Source organism: Paenibacillus sp. FSL M7-1455 (assembly GCF_038004655.1).
GTDB lineage: Bacteria > Bacillota > Bacilli > Paenibacillales > Paenibacillaceae > Paenibacillus_AQ > Paenibacillus_AQ cookii.
On sequence record NZ_JBBORO010000001.1, the window covers coordinates 5,010,235 to 5,032,461 of the forward strand.

At 45.6% G+C, this 22,227-nt stretch carries 19 protein-coding genes and 1 pseudogene; 7 read left to right on the forward strand and 13 right to left on the reverse strand.

Features of this window, described 5'->3' with window-relative positions:
- Positions 1 to 1,220: 1,220 nt before the first annotated feature.
- Positions 1,221 to 2,213, reverse strand: a pseudogene (locus tag NYE48_RS22945) (DUF4317 family protein); the annotation flags it as partial.
- 584 nt (positions 2,214 to 2,797) lie between these two features.
- Between NYE48_RS22945 and NYE48_RS22950 the strand changes: the two are divergent.
- Both NYE48_RS22950 and NYE48_RS22955 read left to right on the forward strand, forming a co-directional pair.
- The gene (locus tag NYE48_RS22950) at positions 2,798 to 3,607 is read left to right on the forward strand and encodes a hypothetical protein (protein WP_036715750.1); all 810 of its coding nucleotides are present in this window, start codon (positions 2,798 to 2,800) and stop codon (positions 3,605 to 3,607) included.
- A gap of 127 nt (positions 3,608 to 3,734) precedes the next feature.
- The gene (locus tag NYE48_RS22955) at positions 3,735 to 4,013 is read left to right on the forward strand and encodes a hypothetical protein (RefSeq protein ID WP_036715753.1); all 279 of its coding nucleotides are present in this window, start codon (positions 3,735 to 3,737) and stop codon (positions 4,011 to 4,013) included.
- Positions 4,014 to 4,449: 436 nt separating this feature from the next.
- Here NYE48_RS22955 and NYE48_RS22960 read toward each other — a convergent pair whose 3' ends face one another.
- The 3 genes from NYE48_RS22960 to NYE48_RS22970 all read right to left on the reverse strand — a co-directional run bounded on the left by NYE48_RS22960 (position 4,450) and on the right by NYE48_RS22970 (position 7,140).
- Positions 4,450 to 4,770, reverse strand: a complete 321-nt coding sequence (locus NYE48_RS22960; RefSeq protein WP_197070102.1) for an ArsR/SmtB family transcription factor — start codon at positions 4,768 to 4,770, stop codon at positions 4,450 to 4,452.
- 376 nt (positions 4,771 to 5,146) lie between these two features.
- The gene (locus tag NYE48_RS22965) at positions 5,147 to 6,337 is read right to left on the reverse strand and encodes a DUF4317 domain-containing protein (RefSeq protein WP_212958531.1); all 1,191 of its coding nucleotides are present in this window, start codon (positions 6,335 to 6,337) and stop codon (positions 5,147 to 5,149) included.
- A 233-nt stretch (positions 6,338 to 6,570) separates the two neighbouring features.
- The gene (locus NYE48_RS22970) at positions 6,571 to 7,140 is read right to left on the reverse strand and encodes an SF0329 family protein (RefSeq protein WP_341000075.1); all 570 of its coding nucleotides are present in this window, start codon (positions 7,138 to 7,140) and stop codon (positions 6,571 to 6,573) included.
- 746 nt (positions 7,141 to 7,886) lie between these two features.
- Here NYE48_RS22970 and NYE48_RS22975 point away from each other — a divergent pair.
- The gene (locus NYE48_RS22975) at positions 7,887 to 8,339 is read left to right on the forward strand and encodes a copper amine oxidase N-terminal domain-containing protein (RefSeq protein ID WP_212952349.1); all 453 of its coding nucleotides are present in this window, start codon (positions 7,887 to 7,889) and stop codon (positions 8,337 to 8,339) included.
- 102 nt (positions 8,340 to 8,441) lie between these two features.
- On the opposite strand, the gene NYE48_RS22980 is transcribed toward NYE48_RS22975, so the two are convergent.
- The gene (locus tag NYE48_RS22980; RefSeq protein ID WP_341000076.1) at positions 8,442 to 8,807 is read right to left on the reverse strand and encodes a MerR family transcriptional regulator; all 366 of its coding nucleotides are present in this window, start codon (positions 8,805 to 8,807) and stop codon (positions 8,442 to 8,444) included.
- Positions 8,808 to 8,923: 116 nt separating this feature from the next.
- Here NYE48_RS22980 and NYE48_RS22985 point away from each other — a divergent pair, with 116 nt between their 5' ends.
- Positions 8,924 to 9,574 carry a nitroreductase family protein gene (locus NYE48_RS22985; RefSeq protein ID WP_341000077.1) on the forward strand — a complete coding sequence of 217 codons (651 nt, stop codon included), beginning with the start codon at positions 8,924 to 8,926 and terminating at the stop codon, positions 9,572 to 9,574.
- A gap of 263 nt (positions 9,575 to 9,837) precedes the next feature.
- Here NYE48_RS22985 and NYE48_RS22990 read toward each other — a convergent pair whose 3' ends face one another.
- The 5 genes from NYE48_RS22990 to NYE48_RS23010 form a co-directional block, all read right to left on the reverse strand.
- Positions 9,838 to 10,905 carry a BtaManbiosPhlase gene (locus NYE48_RS22990; protein ID WP_341000079.1) on the reverse strand — a complete coding sequence of 356 codons (1,068 nt, stop codon included), beginning with the start codon at positions 10,903 to 10,905 and terminating at the stop codon, positions 9,838 to 9,840.
- A 62-nt stretch (positions 10,906 to 10,967) separates the two neighbouring features.
- Entirely contained in the window at positions 10,968 to 11,906 is a 939-nt protein-coding gene (locus tag NYE48_RS22995) for an MTP-1 family protein (protein ID WP_341000080.1), read from the reverse strand.
- A gap of 45 nt (positions 11,907 to 11,951) precedes the next feature.
- Positions 11,952 to 12,791, reverse strand: coding sequence for a carbohydrate ABC transporter permease (locus NYE48_RS23000; protein ID WP_212958536.1), 840 nt, complete (start codon positions 12,789 to 12,791; stop codon positions 11,952 to 11,954).
- Positions 12,778 to 13,653: a carbohydrate ABC transporter permease gene (locus NYE48_RS23005; RefSeq protein WP_236575748.1), complete on the reverse strand. Its 876-nt coding sequence runs from the start codon at positions 13,651 to 13,653 to the stop codon at positions 12,778 to 12,780. The genes NYE48_RS23000 and NYE48_RS23005 overlap by 14 nt, the downstream gene beginning before the upstream one ends.
- Positions 13,654 to 13,669: 16 nt before the next feature.
- Positions 13,670 to 15,001: an extracellular solute-binding protein gene (locus NYE48_RS23010; RefSeq protein WP_212952353.1), complete on the reverse strand. Its 1,332-nt coding sequence runs from the start codon at positions 14,999 to 15,001 to the stop codon at positions 13,670 to 13,672.
- A 354-nt stretch (positions 15,002 to 15,355) separates the two neighbouring features.
- Between NYE48_RS23010 and NYE48_RS23015 the strand changes: the two genes are divergently transcribed.
- Both NYE48_RS23015 and hcp read left to right on the forward strand, forming a co-directional pair.
- On the forward strand, positions 15,356 to 16,429 hold the full coding sequence (locus NYE48_RS23015) for a LacI family DNA-binding transcriptional regulator (protein WP_036715323.1): 1,074 nt from the start codon (positions 15,356 to 15,358) through the stop codon (positions 16,427 to 16,429).
- A 550-nt stretch (positions 16,430 to 16,979) separates the two neighbouring features.
- Positions 16,980 to 18,668, forward strand: coding sequence for a hydroxylamine reductase (gene hcp, locus NYE48_RS23020; RefSeq protein ID WP_341000081.1), 1,689 nt, complete (start codon positions 16,980 to 16,982; stop codon positions 18,666 to 18,668).
- 67 nt (positions 18,669 to 18,735) lie between these two features.
- Here hcp and NYE48_RS23025 read toward each other — a convergent pair whose 3' ends face one another.
- Positions 18,736 to 20,742, reverse strand: coding sequence for a DUF5054 domain-containing protein (locus NYE48_RS23025; RefSeq protein WP_341000082.1), 2,007 nt, complete (start codon positions 20,740 to 20,742; stop codon positions 18,736 to 18,738).
- Positions 20,743 to 20,902: 160 nt separating this feature from the next.
- Here NYE48_RS23025 and NYE48_RS23030 point away from each other — a divergent pair, with 160 nt between their 5' ends.
- The gene (locus NYE48_RS23030; RefSeq protein ID WP_212952341.1) at positions 20,903 to 21,259 is read left to right on the forward strand and encodes an MmyB family transcriptional regulator; all 357 of its coding nucleotides are present in this window, start codon (positions 20,903 to 20,905) and stop codon (positions 21,257 to 21,259) included.
- 233 nt (positions 21,260 to 21,492) lie between these two features.
- Here the strand turns inward: NYE48_RS23030 and NYE48_RS23035 are convergent, their stop codons facing one another.
- Together NYE48_RS23035 and NYE48_RS23040 are read right to left on the reverse strand one after the other, a co-directional pair.
- The gene (locus tag NYE48_RS23035) at positions 21,493 to 21,702 is read right to left on the reverse strand and encodes a nucleotidyltransferase domain-containing protein (protein ID WP_212952340.1); all 210 of its coding nucleotides are present in this window, start codon (positions 21,700 to 21,702) and stop codon (positions 21,493 to 21,495) included.
- Positions 21,671 to 22,102 (reverse strand): GNAT family N-acetyltransferase, encoded by a 432-nt coding sequence (locus NYE48_RS23040; RefSeq protein WP_212952339.1) that lies wholly within the window; start codon positions 22,100 to 22,102, stop codon positions 21,671 to 21,673. Before NYE48_RS23040 ends, NYE48_RS23035 begins: the two co-directional genes overlap by 32 nt.
- Between the last annotated feature and the right edge of the window lie 125 nt (positions 22,103 to 22,227).

The following is a 22,227-nucleotide window of genomic DNA, read 5'->3' on the forward strand; positions in this document are numbered from 1 at the left end:
GACACATATACTTTAGAAGTAGACTACATTACTTGGGATACCGCGGCAACCATTTTAGCAGCAAGTGCTCAATATAGTACTTTTTCAGATTTACTTTCATTAGTTGCTTCTGGTGCTAGCGGTACCGTATTAGGTAACGTTATTGTCAAAGCTTTAGGTCTTACAGGCGTTCCTGCTACAGTTGCTTCGTTCGCGGTGGGTACAGTTGTTGCGCTAGGTTGGGACTGGCTAAGTAAAATTGACCGTTCGAGAATGTACGATACTTTTATGACTATGAATAAAAGCAAAAATCAATACATGAAAGTAGAGTTCATGTATTCGAACCATAAGATAAGTAAGTTATACTCTCTTATTTCTAAAACCAGTAGTGTTCCCAATCCATTCCCTGGAATGTGGGGCGATTGGAAAGATAATAAATTTGGATATTTATATAACTTTATGGTTGAAAAAAAGGGGTATAAAAATTTCATACCCCTTTTTCACATTAAGGTGGTGGAATATGGTAAAAAAAATAAGCGCTCTTATTGGCATATTTTCAGTAATGATCATCGCTTTTTGTGGAACAGAGTATCTTACTTATATTTTCCTTAGCAAAAAAAGCAAATTGTTCATTCCTTGCTTTCTCTTATTTTTACTAATGGTATCAATGTCTATTGAAATAATGCAAAAATTCATCATTCTACCAAACAAAATAATAATTGTACCTATTATAGTGCTATTTGCCGTCTTTATCAGCCTAGTCATATTGAAATTTATACTTCCTTACTTATAAAATTGTTAAACAATCATAAAAAGGAACGGGGAATCGGTAGATTGATTACCGGAGATTGATCGCAAAAAGGCTGCTTTACAGTAATGAATCTCTCTACCGCAGAGCAGCCTGTACTTATCTTTAGGAAAAGAATATAAATGGATTACGCCGCGCTTCGGCGACCTGCGGAAGGGTAATCACCTCATCGGCCTTAAATAACAAAAGGTCAATAACCGCCTCTCAATGGGCGGTTTTTTCGTCCTCAATAGTCTTCGCTTTTTAACAACATTAACTGTATTGATTTGATCGAAATACTTTAGCAATATCAGTATCAGCGTATAGAGAGTAATAGCTCTAAATTTAGATCTGGGTTAATACTAAGGCTTTAAGAAATGCTCCCCTCACGTTAGACAGGTGAATCATAGAAACCTGTCTCCGTAAGGGGAGCATCTCAAAAGCTCTTACCGCTTCACTCCGCCTTCTCCAACAACGTCTCCGTGGTTAGCGTAAAGCCCTCGATAACGGCATCTTCGTCAACCTCAATCATAATGCAGCGTTTGCCTTGGAAGCTCACCTGCTTAATATACCTTAAATCCTGTGGGCTGATCGTAATCGTCGCTACCTTGGTATCGATCTTGATCGATTTGGATGTGAATTTCGGGATCACGCTGTTGGCCTTCAGTTCATAGTTTTTATCGTCCACGATGGTTTCAAACGCCCGTTCCACGGCTTCCTTGGTCACGTTTTCTACGCCGCTTGCGGTCAGCACGCGTTCCACATCGGTATAATCCAGCTTCGGAGGTTCTTCCTCGTCCTGGTGGGATTCGATCACATGATGAATTTCCTCGTACACGTGTGCGATCGTGGCCGAGTCCAGCTGTTCGCCCGCCACTTCCTTCACGATGTCTTCAAAGATCGCTCGCTCTTCCAGCGCCGTCACGGACCGTTCCGCATTCAACACCTCGGAGATGAAACGCTCATTCGGATCATTCGATTTCCCCGTACAATACAGAACCCGGTTCACGTCGGAATAATTGTCCGTCACGCTGGGATAGAAGAACCCTTCCTCCGGCGTGCTGAGCTTGATAATCGGATCTACAATGATATTGTACTTAAACTCTTTCTCCACATAGTCGAACAAAAGCGCCTTCCGCTGCTTCTCCGTAGAGTTCACGCTGCATAGAATGAACGGATGCCCGAACACCTCGTCGTTCCCTGTCTCCTCGGCCTCATCATTCCTCGCCTTGGTCGGCCGGTAGTATTGTCCGCGCACGAACGTAATGACCGTATCCCGTTCATAGGTCGTGTCCGCCATCATTTTCTCTACGAGCAGCAGCATCAGATCCTGCCACTCCTCCGGATCGCCCGTCTGGATCGCTTGATGAAGCAGCACCCGCGAAGGGTCTTTCTGGTCCTCCGTCTCCTCCGTAAACTTAAGCTCGAACAGCTTATGATCCAATTCATTCCCATTCCAACAAGACAGCCTCAACCGTTATTCCGCCAGTATGTAAGTATCAGTCCCAAATGGATGATTCAACGCTTTTCGATTATAGTGTTTGAACTTGTTTGCTCCCATATCTTATCCTTAGCCATTCCATCTACTAGAATCAGCAACCGCCGCACAAACCGGAAGCTAAAAATTTCTCTCGCTCTTTTAGACTATAGGAACGCAATTGATTACTTACCAATTTACATATAATATCATTAATATAATGTATAAATACTATTTATTGTTAAAAAAAATAAATATTTTGATTTAAATTCCATAACAAAACCAGTTCGAGGAACGTTAGATATTTATAGAAGGGTAGTTTCCCTTAAAATTTACAAGAGAGGATGATGTTTATGCTGTAGGCCAATACTTTAAAAATTATGACGCTTCTCTCTATGATTTTATTTGCGGGAACCAAAATGAGGATTGAATAAGTAATTGTCACAAGATTTAGCTCACTCGAGGAACAAAAGGTTGGTTATAAAAGAAGAAATCAATAGTGACTGTTTGACAAATCTAAGTTTTGAATATTCTAAATTAGGAGTGATAACTCAATGTTGAAAAAACTAGTATTTTCAGTTGCTCTATTATGTGTAAGCGTTGCGCCAGGTTTTTCATTTGCTTCCAATACTGCACCTGAGTCTGAAGTAAGTAAAGTTGAAAAAGTTGTTAATAACTTTTACGACAGTTTAAATCGCCAAGATAGTGATTTGTTTTTGAAATCTATTGCAGATCCTGAAAGTGAAGCAACTCAATATAATGCTGCACATCTCGAGGATCAAAAGATAAGTTACAAAATCTTAGATATTGAAAAGGTTAATGATTTCAAATATGAAGTAGAAATTTCCAAGATTCAGAACGGTATTCAATATCCAGTAATTCCATACGACGTTGTCTTAGAGAATGGAACTTGGAAATTTGATCCTTCAAATATTGTGATTTCTCCTAAAGATGTGGTTGACAAATCTGTAAAAAGCATAAGACCATCTTACGTTCCCTACAGTAATGTAGTTAGTGAAAACGAAAACTTTGTAGTCGGAAAGATATTGGAAACAGATGAAATTTCAACCAAGTCCTGGGAAACTTATACATTTAATTCCTACTCAGCAGATATATACTCTCCAGGTTCTCTTCGCGTAGAGTCTATGCCTGGTACAAATGATGAGAAAAAAGACGAGTATAATTTCGTAGTAGCAAATATCTATAAAAAAGATAACGGAGAAAATTACCTCATGGATTCTGAAATTTTAAATGCATATAATAATGATAACGTGACGTTCTCAGGTTACTACGGATATCATAAAATATGGTGTGGGAACTTTAATTATCCTTGGTTACCGGGTAAATATAATGTAGTGTGGTAAAAATTTAAAAGGGGTTTCAAATTGGTATCAATCGGAACCCCTTTTTTTCTTTTTAAAAGCATAACTTTTTGATATCCAGAAACGTCTTAAGTAATGTATGGAATTTGTTTCGTAAGGGAGGATTATAATGAAGAAAAGAACATTATTACTTTGTATCGGAGCTGTTGCATTAACAATTGGTGCATCTGTGGGAGTGCAAGCGGCAAAGTCAGATAATGCTGCACCTACATCTAATATTAAGATTAGTAAAAAGGAATTTTTGCGTATGTCATCTATTATTTCGGACGTGAACACCGGAAAATTACCGATCACTGCACTGGAAGAAGCCCAACCGCTTCTTGATAAACGCCCCGACATGTTATCCCCAAAAATTGCAAATGAATTAGAGAACTCAAAATTAAAATAATCGACCGTTACTGTGTACACAATATTTTATAATTCAACAGATGCTTATTGTTGCATTGATTTGTTTACGTTTAAATTAAAGCGTCAAAAGGATGCCCGCTTTTTGCGAGCATCCTTTTTCACGGTATCTCCGTAAAGATGATGTTACACTTACTGTATTCTTTTACAATTTAGCATTCTTCGCTCTATAAATAATATACTGTTCGTTAGCCAAATCATAGTTATTTTGCATTGTTGGTATTTATTTCTGTTTTTATCCATCTTTACTAATTGCTACGAGAATTTGGGTGCTTCAACTCTGAGTGACCCATAAAACTATGTCCTTGGTTCACAATACCAACTTTTTCATTATTCCTATTGAAAGCAGGAATAAAACTAAAACAAAACGCCCTGTTTAGATACCCTCCAATGTCTCAGTAAGGCTGGGCTGATTCGTATCATTCGGATTTTTTCCGATCGAGATGAGCCTCTAGCGCATCGACATGTTGGTTCCATCGCTCGCGGTAGGCGCTCAACCAATCGTCCACCCCAGCTAGGAGACCGGCATCCAGTGAATAGATACGACGTTGGGCCACTGCCTTGACTCGGACGAGTCCGCTCTCACGCAACAATCGCAGATGGCTGGAGATCAGCGGCTGCGACAGGCCCAACTCTTCGGTCAAATCATTGACGGTGGAATCAGAACGCAGCAACCGATCTAGAATACGCCGCCGGGAAGGCTCTGCAATTACAGCATAAATGTCTTGCAGGGCAATCACCTCACTTTCACCCACTATTATAAATATTCATTTTTTATATAAATGAAAGTTTATATAAAAGATTCGATTTTATGAAATAATGTTATCTAAGACTGTTCCACACAAATTCCGAATAACCCCTTTTTCAAAAATCATTGGCCTTCTTTTTAAAAGTTATGATCGTCTACCTATCAACGGGTGAATACGGGGAATCTGTTATAAAATGCTGAAGGCGGCGCAATTTTAAATGGTTGATATGGGACTTTGATATTTTTACTTATTAGGAGAGGGGGAGTGATTCAGAAGGAGCTCCAAGCATAATACTCCCCTTACGATAGACAGGAGAAATCATAAAACCTGTCTTCGCAAGGGGAGCATCTCAAAAACTGCTATCGCTTCATTCCGCCTTCTCCAATAACGTCTCTGTCGTAAGCGTAAAGCCCTCAATAACAGCATCTTCGTCAACCTCAATCATAATGCAGCGTTTGCCTTGAAAGCTCACCTGTTTAATATACCTTAAATCCTGTGGACTGATGGTAATCGTGGCTACCTTGGTATCGATCTTGATCGATTTGGACGTGAATTTCGGGATCACGCTTTTCGCCTTCAGTTCATAGTTCTTATCGTCAACGATGGTTTCAAACGCCCGTTCCACGGCTTCCTTGGTCACGTTTTCTACGCCGCTTGCGGTCAGCACGCGTTCGACATCGGTATAATCCAGCTTCGGAGGTTCTTCCTCGTCCTGGTGGGATTCGATCACATGATGAATTTCCTCGTACACGTGTGCGATCGTGGCCGAGTCCAGCTGTTCGCCCGCCACTTCCTTCACGATGTCTTCAAAGATCGCTCGCTCTTCCAGCGCTGTCACAGAGCGTTCCGCATTCAACACCTCGGAGATGAAACGCTCATTCGGATCATTCGATTTCCCCGTACAATACAGAACCCGGTTCACGTCGGAATAATTGTCCGTCACGCTGGGATAGAAGAACCCTTCCTCCGGCGTGCTGAGCTTGATAATCGGATCTACAATGATATTGTACTTAAACTCTTTCTCCACATAGTCGAACAAAAGCGCCTTCCGCTGCTTCTCCGTAGAGTTCACGCTGCATAGAATGAACGGATGCCCGAACACCTCGTCGTTCCCTGTCTCCTCGGCCTCATCATTCCTCGCCTTGGTCGGCCGGTAGTATTGTCCGCGCACGAACGTAATGACCGTATCCCGTTCATAGGTCGTGTCCGCCATCATTTTCTCTACGAGCAGCAGCATCAGATCCTGCCACTCCTCCGGATCGCCCGTCTGGATCGCTTGATGAAGCAGCACCCGCGAAGGGTCTTTCTGGTCCTCCGTCTCCTCCGTAAACTTAAGCTCGAACAGCTTATGATCCAATTCGCCGGTCAGCAGCTTTTTGAAGTTGCCCATGTACAGCTCCTGCTTCTCCCGGTCCACTAACCCAAAAGGACTCCGCTCCCAGTGATAAATTTCGTTCGTTTCCTTCATAATGTACACGTTCAGAATATCGTAAATTTGCATCAAATGATTGTCCAGCTTAAACTGCTTGCGTATGTGCGCGACTTCTTTCTTGTTCATGGTTCGTCAGACAACTCCTAGAAAGTAAATTGGCTTTACCATATAGAATGAATTTATGTTTTTTCTTGTCATTCCTTGATCCACAGGGAATATCCGTTTCAAAGATGTGACTTACTTTCATTCAATCTATATAGTATAAACGATACAAAAACCCTCCGCTAGAAGGGTTACGCGTCTTGCTTCTTTTCTCTATTTTATAGCGATCTGCACTGCCGCAACGAAAACTATTTTCCTCAACATGTACTGCGCCGCAATTCATAAAAATACTGCACAACGGGATGCTTTAACTTCATCTTCTCGGACATGTTCAAAATCCGCTTTTTCCCGACCCGTCTGTCCACCAAAGCCAGAACATTCAATAAAATATCCTTGCTCTCGATGCTTTCTTCGATAGAAGTCGATAAAAATTGAGTAGCGACAGCGACAAAATTGGATTTGCTTAATGAAGCCTGCGCCGCCAAAAGCTCCTTGGCATATCCTGATATTTTTCGGTTTCTGGCAATGACTTTCAGACGATCCTCCGGAACGTTTCCTTTGGTATCCTTTCTGACCGCTTCCATTTCTTCATCGCTGACCGGGATTTGGATATCGGGATCATTTTTAATTTCCAGCTCCGTCTGATACCACCTTATTGAACTCGCTTTATCATTCATTCGGAGTACGTCCTTTTTATCTACCGAAATATAACAAAGCCCTGCTTTGTCAGGCAAATAACGATAACCCGTTGCTCGGTATTCAACCCTTCCGTTTAACGCAGGACAGAGAAAACTCTCCAGCTGCTGCTTCAATTTACTCCAGGACATGGTGCCTCCTATATGCTCAAACCCTGCCGATCCGTATGTGCGGTTGTCAGGCTTTCTTTTTTTTAAAAAATGATGCTCTTAAGAAGGCACGGTATTATTCTGCGCCGTCTTGTTCAGTATGAATAACCCTCTGCCAAAAAACAACCCACAAAGTTTGCACTGTCGTTACTATTGTCGTTTTTGTGGCACACATCTTTCAGTACGAGGGAGAACGGCATAAAAACGGAATGTTGCATTGGACAAATGTTAGCTGCAGCGTACCTGGTTTGGTCGGTTGGCCACCGCGCCTCCTCCGTTGTTGTCAGATAGCGTTTGAAATCCGCAATATCCTTTTGGGCCGGAAATATCGGATTAACGTCCTTTACATATCGAGATTGCTCTTACCTTAGCCACTTTATGAATCTCTTCAAACTTGTCATATAATTCAAGATCGTCTGGTCCCATATCCCTTATCATTTAAATGGGAGAGAAATTCTTAAGAATATAAAAATCACCGTACTCTAATTTATAAAATACGTAGAGTTTTTCAACCCTTAACGGTGCTATGCGGCTTCTATCTTTTCGTTTTACAACAACTCGTCATATTCTGTATAGAGAATTGACTAGTTGCTTTCCGTTAGTTCAAGGATGTCTAACCATTCGCCAAGATCATACCAGGCTCCGGCCGGCAGGGAAAAGCAACAATTCTTCGGTTAAACACGTCTAATAATATGTAAAACACAAAACACCGAATGGAGGCGGAGTAAATGAAAAAAAGCTTTTGGGTTCTGCGTATGGCTGTGATATTTACATTGTTTGCAACAAGTTTAGTTCCGCTCTCATTGGCTCATGCTGAGCAAAAACGCGTTACGGGTACAGTGGTATTAAACGGTAAAGCTTTAGATGACAAAGCTACTGTTATTAACGGGAATACAATGATACCATTCCGTAATTTTTTTGAAGCTTTGGGTATGTCTGTTAATTGGGATCAAAAAACCAAAACAGTAACAGCTTCTAAGGATGATCTTGAAATAAAACTGACAAATGGGATATTAAAGGCGATTATTAACAAAAGGGAGGTCCAACTAACCCAAGCTCCTTTTTTAGATGAAACAGAAAACAAGTTTTATGTTAATACGCGTGTTGTTGCTGAATCCATTGGTGCTACTGTTGAATGGAATAACGTTGAGAAAATAGCATCCATAACAACTAAAAATTGAGTAGATTTTATTAAGGCTCTTATGTGAAATAGGAGCCCTTTTTTCTGGTTATGCCACACGGTAATCCATAAGCTCAGATTCATGAGGCCAGTTCCGAATGCGTCAATATTTTCCGAACCCTTTTTCGCATATAATATCCGTTTCAAGAATGTCGTAAAGCTCTTTTTTGGATTCCTCCAACTTTTTTTGAGCATGTTCGATTTCAGATATTTTCTCCAAAATAAGTTGGGATTGATCCTCATGGGACAATCCATTTTTCGAGATCATCGCTTTTATATCGTTAATTGAAAATCCCACAGCTAAACATTTTTTAACAACTTCTAAATAAGGAATGATTTCTGAAGCATAATCCCGGTAATTATTCTGTTCTCTCCGAATGTAATCATTAGTGATAATACCTATTTTCTCATAGTATCGGATCGTTGATATTGGAAGGTCTGCCATTTTTGCGACTTCACTAATCTTCATATGAATCACCCCGATTCCTTCTCTTGCTATAAAGTATACTTCATAGTTTACAATCCTCCTAGTGAGGTGAAGCGGCCCGAATCTCACAACAAATATAGATGAAGGAGAGAGCAAAAATGAGCACATTGACTGGAAAATTCCATGCCACTAACAATTTCAATGAAATTGTCTTGGGACGCCGTTCGGTAAAAGTGTACGATCCCGAAGTGAAAATTAGCCGGGAGGAAATGACTGAAATTTTAACGGAAGCTACCCGCGCCCCTTCTGCGATTAACATGCAGCCATGGCGTTTCCTTGTTATAGATAGCGCTGAAGGCAAAGAAAAACTTGCACCTCTGGCATCCTTCAACCAGTCGCAAGTTCTGACTTCATCGGCTGTCATCGCGGTTTTTTACGATGCCAACAACATTGAATATATTGACGAGATTTATGGTAAAGCCGTAGAACTTGGATACATGCCGCCGGACATCATGGAGTCGAATTTGCAACAAGCGAAATCCTACTATGCGAATATATCTCCATCTGACCTGCGAGACATGAACTTGATCGACTCGGGCATCGTATCCATGCAACTCATGCTTGTCGCCCGCGCCCATGGATATGACACGAACCCGATGGCCGGATATGATAAGGAACGGATTGCTGAAGTTTTTGGTCTTGATAAAGACAGGTTCCAACCGGTCATGTTGATCTCGATCGGAAAAGCAGCCAAAGAAGGCTATCCGTCTTACCGCCTGCCAGTTGAAACCATTGCGACTTGGGCATAACCAAACATCAGGCTAAAAATGTGAAATCAGAACCCTAACCTGGACGCTTTACGTTTCATGTTTTTTTAGAAACACGTCCGAATGTAGTCGACGGATAGCGGCAGCCAAATTGCGGGACTGGCTTAGGCTTAGCTTGCGGTCTGATTTTTAATTACATCTACATGCTTCCTGTGAAGCTAAATGGTAGTGTTTTTTCTAGGAGACGTTAAAAAAGGAGGACTCCGGATCCTATCCGAAGTCCTCCTTCCTTGCACTTATGCCGGTCATTCCCCTACGGGTTCAAGACTCTCCAATATTTCGCTAAGGCTCAGCTCGGCGCACGCCATGGACGTGTCGGCCACTCCGTAATACATCCGGACGACGTCCCCGTGAACAGTCGCGCCGCAGGAGAACACCACCTCGCCAAAGAATCCATTGGTTTCATAATCCGCTTCGGGCTCCATCACCGGCTTGCCGGAACGGGCGATGACTTTGGACGGATCATTCAGGTCCAGCAGGACGGCCCCCATGCAGTACCGGTGATCCCGCGTCGCTCCGTGGTACAGTTCCAGCCAGCCCTGTTCGGTTTTGATCGGAACGGCTCCGCCGCCGATACGGCCGCTGTCCCACATGCCTTGACGCAGGCCGATCAGATGTTTGTGGTTGCCCCAATACAATAAATTGTCCGATTCGGCGATCCAGATTTCGGGGCGGCCTACGCTTTTGGTTGTCGGACGGTGCAGTGCGTAATACTTGCCGTTGATTTGCTCGGGAAAAATGATCACGTCCTTATTGTCCGGTCCAAAGATAAGGCCATGATGGGTCCAGGTCCGAAAATCCTTCGTTGATACCATCGCTTCCCCGATGCCTACCGGCGATACGGCCGAGAAATAAATGTAATAAGTGTCCCCGATTTGCGTAATCCGCGGGTCTTCGATGCCGAACACCTCCAGCGGGTTGGAAGGGTAGATGAATGGCTTATCCTCAATAGTGAAATGATGTCCGTCCTTGCTGCGAGCGATCCGCAAATAAGACAAGGACGTGAGGTATTCAAACGCCGGAGCGTTGGCTTTCTTCACGATGACCCGGGGGTCGGAAAAATCATAGCTTTCATCATCCAGACGGATTTCCATGAGATCCAGATCCTGTGTCTCCGGGTTGTAAACCGGTGCCAGCACAATGCTCGGGTCAGGGCTGACCGGGCGCTCCGCAACGCGGAGCAGCAGGATCGTTTCGCCGTTATATTCGGCCACCCCGGCGTTAAACGTACCGATCACTTCAAAACCTTCACGATGGGGATGGACGTCAGCCGGCGTAATCAGCGGATTCTGTTCATAACGGTATATATTCATGGCATTTAGCTCCTTGTAGTCACTTTAGTTCATGAAATAAAGTCCGGGGGTTCATTCCGGCCTTATTCGAATTTGGCAAAAGGATCGTCAATCACGATACGCTGCGCGTCGGCGTCGCCGATCCCCGCGTAAAGCACGGCAGTTCCGTCCTCCTTGCGGATAAGCCCGCCGCTAAACACAACGTCCTGCAGATCCGGGCGTTTGGACGGTCCAGGCAGAAAACGGTCGCGTACCGCGATGAGCTCCATGTCCGTAAAGGTCAAGTCGCTCGGGCTGAACACAAATGCCATCGGGTAATAATGACGGTCACCGCTTGGATCGTAGCAAGCCGCATGCCCAAGCACGCCTATCCGTCCGTCTTTGAGAAGATGGACCTCATTCGCTCCTCCCCATTCTTCGTCGGTAAATTGCCCTTCCAGCAGCGGAGCATCGTTAATGACCTGAAGGGTCAGCTTTTCCAGGGATGGAACCTTGGCAAACCCGATTTTACCGCGTCCGCCCTTCTTGCCCTGCGGTCTTGTAAAAATGCCGATGCTGCCGTCCTTCAGCTCCACCAGGCGGAGATCCTTCATGCCGTCCGGTCCTTTGAAAAATTCCTTCAGCCCGTTAACGGAGCTCCCTTGGTAAAATACGGTGCGCCACATCAGCGCATTTTCTTTCTCGGGATGCGGATAAATCTGCACGCCGCCGACGATCAGCTTTCCGCCGATCCGGGTATGAAACGGATCCTGCAGATCGAATACCGGCGCGCCGGCGCGCGGCAGCCATTTTCCGTCCCGCTCCACAAAAAACATCACCTGGGAATGCTCGCTGTCCCGCGGTTCCACGCGTCCGGGAAGCACCAGTTCCCCATCATCCTCAAAAGGAGCCGCAATATTGTAGACATCCTTGTTTCCTATCCCTTCAAACACTAGCCTTTCGGCCTGTTCAGCTCTCGCCTGCTTGCTGTTATAAGAGGCCAACAGGGCCGAGCAGGTCAATGCTTCTCTTGGTATACTCATGGTTTCTTCCTCCAAATCCGGTTTCCAATAACCTCTTCTATCTACTTACTTCAAACTGAACTGCATGCCCTCCTGAAACTTCTTGCCGAAAATAATAAACATGATGATAATCGGCAGCGTCAGCAGCGCGGATGCCGCATAAAGCGGACCCGGATAGGAGCCGTAAGGGCCGAACATTTGCGAAATGAGCACGTTCAGCGTGAGCATCCGATCGCTTTTGACGACGATCATATCCCACAGCAGCTCCGTCCACCGCTCCATCAGGAGGAACAGGAAAATGACGGTGGTGATCGACTTGGACATCGGCAGCATGATCTTATACATGATCTTAAGGTCCGAGGCCCCGTCCAGGCGGGCGGCTTCGATAAAGACGGTCGGTACGGCTTTAAAGAAATTGGTATACATAAAAATCGCCCATAAACTGACGGCTTTAGGCAGAATCAATCCCAAATAACTGTCATATAGACCTACTCTCTGAATGATCAGGAACGTCGGAATCAATAGAATAATCGCCGGGAAAAACATATGGAACAAAACGAAATTGTTGATGGCGTTCCGTCCGAAGAAATTCAGCTTGGACAGCGCGTAAGCAACCATCACGCCGAAGATCATCATCAGTACCGTGGAAGCAAGCGAAACCATGACGCTGTTCAGAAAAGCATGCAGCCAAGGACGGGGGATCCCCGTTTCCCCGCCGGTAAACAGCCATTCGTACGATTTCAGGCTGTATTTCGTCGGGAGCAGCTGCTTATCGATGTGCGCCCAGTCGGCAAAAGAGTTCAGCACCATATACAGGTACGGATAAACCATCACGAGGAGCAGGATCATGGCGAGCGCATACCGGACCGTGCGTCTGATGCCGCGATTTCGATTAGACCCAACCATTTCTCTTCCCCCATATCTCCAGTAATTTGCGAATGATAAAGATCGAAATAAAGGTGGCGACCGAAGCGAGCAAGGCTACGGCCGACGCATAACCGGCCTGCAGGTTCGTAAATGCCTGTTTGAAGATTTCCATCTGCCAGGTGTTGGTCGCATTGTTGGGGCCGCCGCCCGTCAACTGATACACCTCGGTGAAAATGCCGAACGTGACGCCGAATGCCAGAATCAGCGTTGTATAGAGCGACGGATACAGCAGCGGCAGCGTAATGCGCCAGAAACGCTGACGGTCGGTAACGCCGTCGATGGCGGCTGCCTCGTACACTTCCTTGTCAATGCTTTCCAGACCCGAGGTAAGGATCAGCGCATAATAGCCGGTGAATTTCCAGGCCAGAATCAGGCCGACAATACCTAGCGCAGATAACGGCGTGCCCAGCCAGTCGATATCGAGCCCCATTTTTCGCAAAAATACGTTCATCGGGCTGGTGTAAGAAAGAAGGCCCTTGGCGATAAGCGATGAAACAACGCCCGAGGACAGGTAGGGCAGAAAAAAACCGATCAGGAACAGGCTTTTAAAGCGCGGCAGCCCGTGCACCAGCACGGCGACGGCCGTCGCCAGCACCGTTACAATCGGTACGAAAATAATCATGAACTTATAAGTCACCCAGAAGGCCGAATGTACGCTTGGCGATTTTAGGGCATTCGCAAAGTTCTCGATCCCGACCAGATTGAAAGTCGGAGCGATCAGATTCCAATCCGTGACGGACAGGAAAAACGACCAGATCAGCGGTCCGAAAAAGAAAATAAGCGAATAGAGAAGGTAGGGGCTGGTAAATAACCAGCCCATTTTATTGTTTCTATGGTCCATCATCGGTCATCCTCCCTTATTGAAGGGCGCCTTCAATCGCTTTCTGCATGTTAGCCCAACCTTCGGCCGGAGAAATTTGCCCTTTGACAACTTTATTAAAAGCTTCGGTTCCGATGATGGTTTGCAAATCGTTGTATTTTGCGTTATCCATCGGCGGAATGGCATTGGGAACATTCTCCGCATAAGGCTTCAGTTCCGGCTGTTTATCCAAAATAGCTTTGAAGGAATCGTTGGTTTTCAAATCGTCTCTCGCTGGCGGCAGATTGGTCTGCTCAAACCACTTCGCGTCGTTAGCCGCATCGGAATATACCCATTTTATGAAGTCAATCGCGGCTGCCTGCTGCTCTTTCGTAGCGGAGGCATAAATGACCAGCCCTTTGGTATCCGCAAAGGTTTTGCTGTCTTTAGGATCCATCCCGTCCGGCACCGGAGGCATGGTCAGCGCAAAGTTGTCGCCGTATTTCAGATTCGGATATTTCTCTTTCCAAGTTGTGAACGTCCACGGACCTACGTCCGTAAAGACGCCGACGCCATTTTCAAACGGATCCGTCACCTGGCGGGCCAGGAGTCCGTTGGCCTTCCGCAAATCATCCATGAAAGCAAGGACTTCTTCGCCGGCTTTCCGATCGCCGGTAAACCGGCTGCCTTCAATGAACTTGTTGCCGCCGGACGCCGCATTATACAGCATGTAGAAGTCAAACCAGCGTTTCCAGGCCGTAGGATCGGCCAAGTCGGCTTTCGCCCACAGATATTTTTGGTCGCCGTATTTGTCTTTCAGCTTCTTGGTCAGCTCCACGATTTCGCTGTAGGTTTGCGGCGGTTCGTTATAGCCAAGCTCTTTCAGGACATCCAGTCTCCAGCCGAACAGCATGGCGTTGGAATAGATCGGCAGCACGTATTGGTGTCCATCCGCGAATTTCCAAGGTTCGATGGTGCTGTTCATGTTGCGTTCCTTGACGATATCTTGGAATCCGTCCAGCGTATCGAGCGGAACCAGCGCTTTGCTGTCCGCCAGCTGTGCGCCGAAGCCCCGGTTAATGTTCTCGGACATGGTCGGAGCGCTCTTCGCCGCAATCGCGGATTGAATGCTCGCTTCGGATGTCGGCGATTCTTTGATGGCACTGACATTAATTTTGACGTTGGAGTGTTCCGATTCATAGGCTTTGGCCATTTCCTGCCAGTAGGCCTGCTGCGTCGGGTTAGGAGCTGCCCAGAATTCGATGGTTGTCACTCCGCCCGAAGCCCCTCCATTCCCACTGCTTTCCGTCGAGCCTTGACCGGTGGAGCATGCGGACAACATCGTGGAAGCTACGGCGGCCAGCAGTAGTGCACCAAGTGATTTTCTCATCATTCGAACATGACCTCCAATAGAATGTAATTTCAAAGTCAAACCAAAATCCGCAAAATAACATTACAAAACATTATTTTTTATCCCATGTAAGCGCTTATGCACCTTATTATTACCTTGATTCGGATGCTTGTCAACTCATAATAATGATTACACTCTATTGTACACAACGAAAAATCAGTTTACTTTTCTATTTTGTAACGTTACAATCTTATCATATAACTAAGCTTGGATAAGGTACGGATTCAGACCCTCGAATGCTTGACAGTCGTCTCCGGAACTGAAAAAATGAAATCGAATGCAAGACCGGTTTAATGCCCTTCCGGTTGTTGCTCGACGGAGGTTGAATTCATTTTGAAAAATAAAGTTACCATGCAGGACATCGCAGACCATCTTCAGATATCCAAAAATTCCGTCTCCCAGGCTCTGACGGGGAAGGACGGGGTCAGCGAAGCGACGCGCGCCCTGGTGAAGGAAACCGCTGAACGGCTGGGCTACGTCTATAGGAAAAGCCGCCGCGGCCGGCAAAGCGAAGCTGCCGCTCCCCCTGCTTCCATCGATCCTTCTGCGGTCCTTCAAGACGGCGGCACCATCGCCCTCATTGCTTCGGATTATGCTTTCTCCAGAAAATCGTTTTTTGGAGACATTTATTTAAGTGTAGATAAAGAATTGAAAAAGTACGGCTATGAACTTGTCATTCAGTCCATCAGCCCGGAGGACGCAGAAGCGCTTCGCCTGCCCGCTTTTGTTGAAAACCGGTCGGTAGACGGCATTTTGATCCTGAGCCACATTACGACGCCCTATGTACAAGCCGTGCTGGATACAGGCATTCCTGCCGTCCTGATTGACCACCACCATCCCTCGCTGCAAGCCGACAGCATCCTTACGAACAACCGTTTCAGCGCGTACGAGGGGGTGCGACATCTGATCGAATTAGGCCATAAGGACATCGGTTTCATGGGCGATATCGACTATTCTCCCAGCCATTACGAGCGGCTTGAAGGCATGCGTCTCGCCGCCTTCGAAGCCGGCATCCGGCTTCGCGAAGACTGGCTTATTCAAGACGCCGTCGAAGACAGCAGCTATGTACACGGTGCCATTGCACAAATGCAGGAACGCCCGACCGCCTGGTTCTGCGTCAACGACGGCTTCGGCTTTATGATTACGTCCGCTTTGCAGCATCTGGGCGTGAAGGTGCCCCAAGAGGCTTCTGTGGTCAGCTTCGACAACGGGTATCTGTCGCAGGTTTGTACGCCCCCGACCACAACGCTGGATGTGAATCGCAGGTTATTTGCGACATATGCCATTAAGCAGCTTTTCTCCCGCTTGGAGAATCCGGATCAGCCTTATACGGAAATTTTGCTGCCGACGCAGCTGCTGGTCCGGGAATCCACAGCACCGCCTCCAGGAAGAGCAGAGGAAAGATAACTATGAAGCAGCATGTAATCCAGGACGCCTATCGAGTAACCGGGGGCGGCTCCTACGTTCTGCACATTTGACAAGATGCATGCACTCACAAAAAAAGAACAGCCCATCCATTCGGGCTGTTCTTCTCAGGCTGTCGAGCAAACCAAAGTACATTTTTTACCACAGATCCGGTTTTTCCTACGTCAAGGAATAACCGGATTTTCTGTATCAAAAACATGTTTTGGGTATGGTCTTGGGATCCGCGATTGTTCCGGAAGACTACTGGTTGTCCCGGACCGGTGCGGTCCCGGTTCCGACGTAAATCCACTTTTCTGTATCCGGATTAACCTTCACCTTTTCATGCTTTGGATGATCCCCTGGAGGATAGTTCAGGGACTCCATCAGGGTCCGTTCGCCCCCGGATCGTACGTCTTGCGCGGTTGTCCCTTGGTGATTTTTATCACTTTTCCAGCTGTCGCAGCGGAGTATACTGTTGCTGACAGTCCAACGACAACGCGGAGGTAGATTGACCTTAGGCAACAAATAACTACGAAACCGGGGAGGAGATATCATGAACAACAACGCGGCAGAGCCGTCCTTGAGTCAACGGCCGTCCATGTTCTGCTTTCAATGCCAGGAAGCGTCCAAAGGAACAGGCTGCACCCTTGTCGGCGTATGCGGCAAACCGCATGACGTGGCGAACCTGCAGGATTTGCTGATTTATCTGCTGAAAGGGATCTCTTTTCTCAGTCTGGATGTCCGGCTGCCGGAAGGGCTGGAACGGCGCGTATCGATGTTTATCATGGACTCCTTGTTTGCAACCATTACGAACGCTAACTTTGACCGCGGGGTTTTTGTGGGGAGAATCCGGGAAGCGATCGCGCTCCGCGGTGAGGTGCGCGCCTATTATAACGAACAACATCCGGAAGGAACGGCTCATCTCCCTGATGCTACCGTCTGGGAAGCGGATCATGAAACCGCAATGGATGAAAAAGCCCGTACGGTTGGTGTCCTCTCGACCCAGAGCGAAGACATCCGCTCGCTGCGCGAATTGATTACGTACGGCTTGAAGGGGATGGCTGCCTATACGTACCATGCGCTTCATCTGGAGCGGGACGACATCGAATTGAACCGGTTTATGCGCCGCGCGCTTGCGGCTACGCTGGACGACAGCCTTGAGGTGCAGGAATTGGTCGCTTTGGCGATGGAAGCCGGCAAATACGGGGTAACCGCCATGGCGATGCTGGACGAAGCGAACACATCCGTGTACGGAAATCCGGAAATCACGAAGGTCAATATCGGGGTTCGGAACCGGCCCGGCATTCTCATCAGCGGCCACGACTTGAAGGATTTGGAGGAGCTGCTGAAGCAGACGGAAGGAACCGGCGTGGACGTGTACACGCACAGTGAAATGCTGCCTGCCCATTATTATCCGGCTTTCAAGAAATATGAGCATTTTGTAGGCAATTACGGCAATGCCTGGTGGAAGCAGAACAGCGAATTCGCCTCCTTTAACGGGCCGATTCTGATGACGACCAACTGTATCATTCCGCCGAAGGACAGTTACAAGAACCGTATTTATACGACCGGCAACACCGGCTTTCCGGGCGTACGCCATATTCCGGAAGGAATGAACGGCGCTGCCAAGGACTTCTCCGCCCTGATCGAGCAGGCGAAAGGGTGCCCGCCCCCAACGGAACTTGAAACCGGTGAGATCATTGGCGGCTTCGCCCATGCCGCTGTGATGAACGTGGCCGATCAAGTCGTCGATGCCGTGAAATCCGGCGCGATCCGCCGATTCTTCGTCATGGCCGGCTGCGACGGACGGATGAAATCCCGCAGCTATTACACCGATTTTGCGGCTCAGCTTCCAAAGGACACGGTCATCCTGACCGCAGGCTGTGCCAAATACAAATACAATAAGCTGGATTTGGGCGACATCGGCGGAATTCCGCGGGTTCTGGACGCCGGGCAATGCAATGATTCCTACTCCCTGGTCGTCATTGCATTGAAGCTGAAGGAAGTATTCGGCCTTGAGGATATCAACGATCTGCCGATTTCCTACAACATTGCCTGGTACGAGCAAAAAGCGGTGATCGTGCTGCTTGCCCTGCTGTATCTTGGCGTCAAAAATATCCATCTGGGCCCCACGCTTCCTGCATTCCTGTCGCCTAACGTGACGAAAGTCCTCGTGGATAACTTCGGGATCGGCGGCATTACCAATGTGGAAGATGACATGAGCATGTTCCTGGGTGCCTGATTTCTGCTTCTGAACCAAAAAGAAGACACACAGGAGGACCCTGTTGTCTTCTTTTCTTTTAGACTTTTTATCCCAGTACTAACTCAAACCGAGCGAAAATATCTTCTTCATACCACATCGTGAAGTTCGTTCCCCATGTGGTGTTCAATAGTGTAAACGTAAATTTATGGTTGTCTGGATGGTACTTGTTGTTATAACTTAGATTGTTATTGGTTCCGATTCCCAACAGAGGGGCATCAATAGGTTTAATATTGATTTTTTTATCGCTGCCATCGTAAATTAACTCTTCAATCATGTGCTGCAGCTTATTTCCGTGACCTACTACTGCAAAAGGTGAAATCACGGTATCGATTTTACGAATCTTCGTTAAATACGGCGAATTCAAACGTGGTGTCATGTCAAAAGAATAAATTTCCGGATAACGAATGGCATCTTTATCCTGTAATAAAAGTGCAATTTCAACTTTATCCCCAAATTGATATTTAACCTTTACCACTCTTGGAGCACCATACTCCTCCACAGCTCTTTGGCTATATTTTAACGTTGCAATCATCGAATCATTTTCCTTAACTAGTTTAATAACATGTGGTGTGAAATTTTCATTCCATTGAATGCGTTTTTGAATCTCCATTCCTGGCTTTAAGAAGTCAATGGCCCACCAATTATGCTGCAGCTCACGCAAATAGTTGTAACGCAGGTTATCATAGTCATTTTGCCCGGCAATGGTATAGCTCAGCACCCCGAGTTTGTTGTCCTGATCAAAGTAAAGGACCCCATCCTTCTCTAAGTGGTTAATAGAACCATCGCTAGCAAACATCACTTGATACCCGTTGATCGAAATCAATTCTTCCAAACCACATTCAGTCCCTTGGTTATCAAAGATATGATAGGGGACTTCGATCATTTTTTTAATGTTATGTTGATCTTCAGGCTCCAAACAAGCGATTGCACGATCAACGTTCTTGCGTTGTTCTTTCCAGGAAGACTCATAAAATTTGTACGAACGGTCCGTCCACTCATTATAAGTGAATTTCATTTCGCCAACCGTTGCATCTTTAACAATGCCATAAGCGTAGGTTAAATCAGCATCCGTAATTTGGTCTAAACTGCGCGCCCGCTGGAAATCTTTCTTTTCATAATTCGTATAGTCACTGAAATAGCGTTTGATATCCATTCCCCACGTATGCTCTGGAACTAACATTGCATAGAAATTAGCATCATCATTTTCTATTTGGTGATCCAACATATAATTCGTTAAAATCCGGTAATCACGAATGATTTTCGGATCAGACATCGTTCCGTGAATCCAGGTATCCCCAATCTCCTCTGTAATCACCGGCAGTTGGTCGCGTACTTCCCAAAGTTCATTGGCAAACTGATCCATGGAAGTCATTTCAAGCTCATAGTCTGGATACTCATTGGCCATTTTTGACAAATACGCGTTAATTTTCTCCTTTGTTCCTGGACCACTATTATCATGCGTATGCATAAACGCCAACTTGTTATCCATGCAATCCACTCCGATGACGCCGCCATAGTCGTCTGAATAAGAGACAATGATCTCGCTTTCGCCATGCTTCCATAGAAATGTATCTGGAACTTCCGGAATGGAGCTTGAGCCATTTACACCGATGTGCAGGAATTTAATTCCTTGACGATATAACTCATCGACAATCCCGATCGTATGTCCTGGGACGTCCGTCATCTTTGCGCTTGTTGTTGTGTATCCATACCGAGCATCTAACTTCTTGGAGATGGAAATGATGTAATGCAACGTTTGAGATGTCATCGCTTCAGAGTGAAACGTACATGGGATCGCGTGCCAGCGTATGTAACCTTTCTTTATGGCGTCATCCAGCTTTTGACAAGCTTCTTCATCCATGTTTTTGAAGTAATATTCAATGATAAAGCTGCCTGTTGTCCAAACAAAGTCTTTGCCCTCTTTTCTTAAGTCTTCAGCTAACGTGATTGCGTTTTGAATGTATTCATGGCAATACTTGTGCAGGACATTTTCTGCCAAATCGGTAAAACCAATGTCCAAATGAGTTTTGTTTACCACATAGATTTTTTTCATCTCTATCATCACGCCTTTCTTAGTCATCATGCGTCGTGAATATCTACCGACGAGAACATGAAGTTAGATCGTGTTATCTGATATGATAAACGCCCAAACCATATTATTCTTTGAACTAATGAGACAACATTTTGTATTGTGCGGACATGATGATAAATGAATGATTTTAGTTTGGAATGAAGCGGCTTCCGCCCTTCCCGGAGAATTTGATTCTATGCCGCCGGAAGAACGCAATTGCCTATGGAGATTTTTTAAACTTCCGGAAATGCAGAAACGAATTGAGAATTGGGAGGAAATTGCTCACAAATCCTTGGCTCAATTTCAAAGGACATATGATAGGTATGCAGGGGATTCGTTATTCGAGGAATTGGCTGAGAAGCTGCAAGCGGTTAGCCCTGATTTTAAACGTATGTGGTCGAATCACGATGTACTGGGGAAAGACTATGGATATAGGGAAGAAAACCACCCGTCAATAGGGAAAATGGCATTCCAGCATTGTACATTTCAGGTTTATTAATGAATACCGCAATAATAAGAAGCCATTTCATGAATAAACCAGAGCCGCCGATGAAGCAAAATAGCTTGTGTATCAAGTTCACGGAGCCCGTGGACCATTGCTTCTTCTGGTTAGTTTGTTATTGACGGCGTCGAGCGCTTTGGCCAATTCGTTCTGGCGGTGAGATAAATCTTCCTTGTACGGGTTCAAGATCGCTTTGCGCTGTGGAATCGTGTCAGTATCTTCAGAACGGCTCACTGGTTCTGACTTTGCTCATAACCAGCTTCAGCAAGAGCGAATTCTAACTGCTCTCTGTTCCGTATCCATGTTATCAAGTCTATATCGTCATGTGGACGGGTAATCTTCCCGGCTAAAACATCGATTGCCCATCCACCACGCAACCGGAATTTGCGGTCAATTCTTGAAGAAGTCTTATAACTTAAGCAATAAAACCTTTTTTTCATAGTTGTCTAAACACCATTGAAACTTCTTTAGTATCTGATTATTAATTGGTTTGCCCTCATAGTCAAATTCTTTAAAACCAAATTTTTCATAAAAATGTTTTAACTCTTCAAATGGCAGACAATACACTTCTTTTAAATTATTTTTTTTAGCTTCCTTTACCAAGTAATCAACCAACTCATTTGCAAGCGATAGTCCTCTGAACTCATCCAATATATATATACCGCCAATTTCAGCCTCTTCTGCATTCAGATAAACAATCCTTCCAACCCCTGCAAATTCATCCTGATGTGTAACTATTGCAATTTTTTCACTTTCTAAATTACTCGGCAAAAAGCCTATTTTCTGATACTGTTCATTTACCCATTGGAGTTCATTTTTAGTTGCTAATCTTATTCCCATTCCTTTTCGCCTCCTAACTATATAGACCAAGTATAACAAATCAAATAAATTGCCCATTAGCGTAATAGAACTGCCGGTCAGCACCGGCAGCTCTTCCTTTTCGTTTATTCAACTATCGTCAAGCT

What these genes read in the sequence shown, in the direction of transcription:
- NYE48_RS23010 (WP_212952353.1), bottom strand. Translation starts at nt 15,001, where the DNA reads ATGAGAAAATCACTTGGTGCACTACTGCTGGCCGCCGTAGCTTCCACG.
- NYE48_RS22965 (WP_212958531.1), bottom strand. Translation starts at nt 6,337, where the DNA reads ATGAACAAGAAAGAAGTCGCGCACATACGCAAGCAGTTTAAGCTGGAC.
- NYE48_RS22990 (WP_341000079.1), bottom strand. Translation starts at nt 10,905, where the DNA reads ATGAATATATACCGTTATGAACAGAATCCGCTGATTACGCCGGCTGAC.
- NYE48_RS22950 (WP_036715750.1), top strand. Translation starts at nt 2,798, where the DNA reads ATGTTGAAAAAACTAGTATTTTCAGTTGCTCTATTATGTGTAAGCGTT.
- NYE48_RS22995 (WP_341000080.1), bottom strand. Translation starts at nt 11,906, where the DNA reads ATGAGTATACCAAGAGAAGCATTGACCTGCTCGGCCCTGTTGGCCTCT.
- NYE48_RS22980 (WP_341000076.1), bottom strand. Translation starts at nt 8,807, where the DNA reads ATGAAGATTAGTGAAGTCGCAAAAATGGCAGACCTTCCAATATCAACG.
- hcp (WP_341000081.1), top strand. Translation starts at nt 16,980, where the DNA reads ATGAACAACAACGCGGCAGAGCCGTCCTTGAGTCAACGGCCGTCCATG.
- NYE48_RS23005 (WP_236575748.1), bottom strand. Translation starts at nt 13,653, where the DNA reads ATGGACCATAGAAACAATAAAATGGGCTGGTTATTTACCAGCCCCTAC.
- NYE48_RS23035 (WP_212952340.1), bottom strand. Translation starts at nt 21,702, where the DNA reads ATGAAAAAAAGGTTTTATTGCTTAAGTTATAAGACTTCTTCAAGAATT.
- NYE48_RS22975 (WP_212952349.1), top strand. Translation starts at nt 7,887, where the DNA reads ATGAAAAAAAGCTTTTGGGTTCTGCGTATGGCTGTGATATTTACATTG.
- NYE48_RS22955 (WP_036715753.1), top strand. Translation starts at nt 3,735, where the DNA reads ATGAAGAAAAGAACATTATTACTTTGTATCGGAGCTGTTGCATTAACA.
- NYE48_RS23040 (WP_212952339.1), bottom strand. Translation starts at nt 22,102, where the DNA reads ATGGGAATAAGATTAGCAACTAAAAATGAACTCCAATGGGTAAATGAA.
- NYE48_RS23030 (WP_212952341.1), top strand. Translation starts at nt 20,903, where the DNA reads ATGATTTTAGTTTGGAATGAAGCGGCTTCCGCCCTTCCCGGAGAATTT.
- NYE48_RS22985 (WP_341000077.1), top strand. Translation starts at nt 8,924, where the DNA reads ATGAGCACATTGACTGGAAAATTCCATGCCACTAACAATTTCAATGAA.
- NYE48_RS22970 (WP_341000075.1), bottom strand. Translation starts at nt 7,140, where the DNA reads ATGTCCTGGAGTAAATTGAAGCAGCAGCTGGAGAGTTTTCTCTGTCCT.
- NYE48_RS23025 (WP_341000082.1), bottom strand. Translation starts at nt 20,742, where the DNA reads ATGAAAAAAATCTATGTGGTAAACAAAACTCATTTGGACATTGGTTTT.
- NYE48_RS23000 (WP_212958536.1), bottom strand. Translation starts at nt 12,791, where the DNA reads ATGGTTGGGTCTAATCGAAATCGCGGCATCAGACGCACGGTCCGGTAT.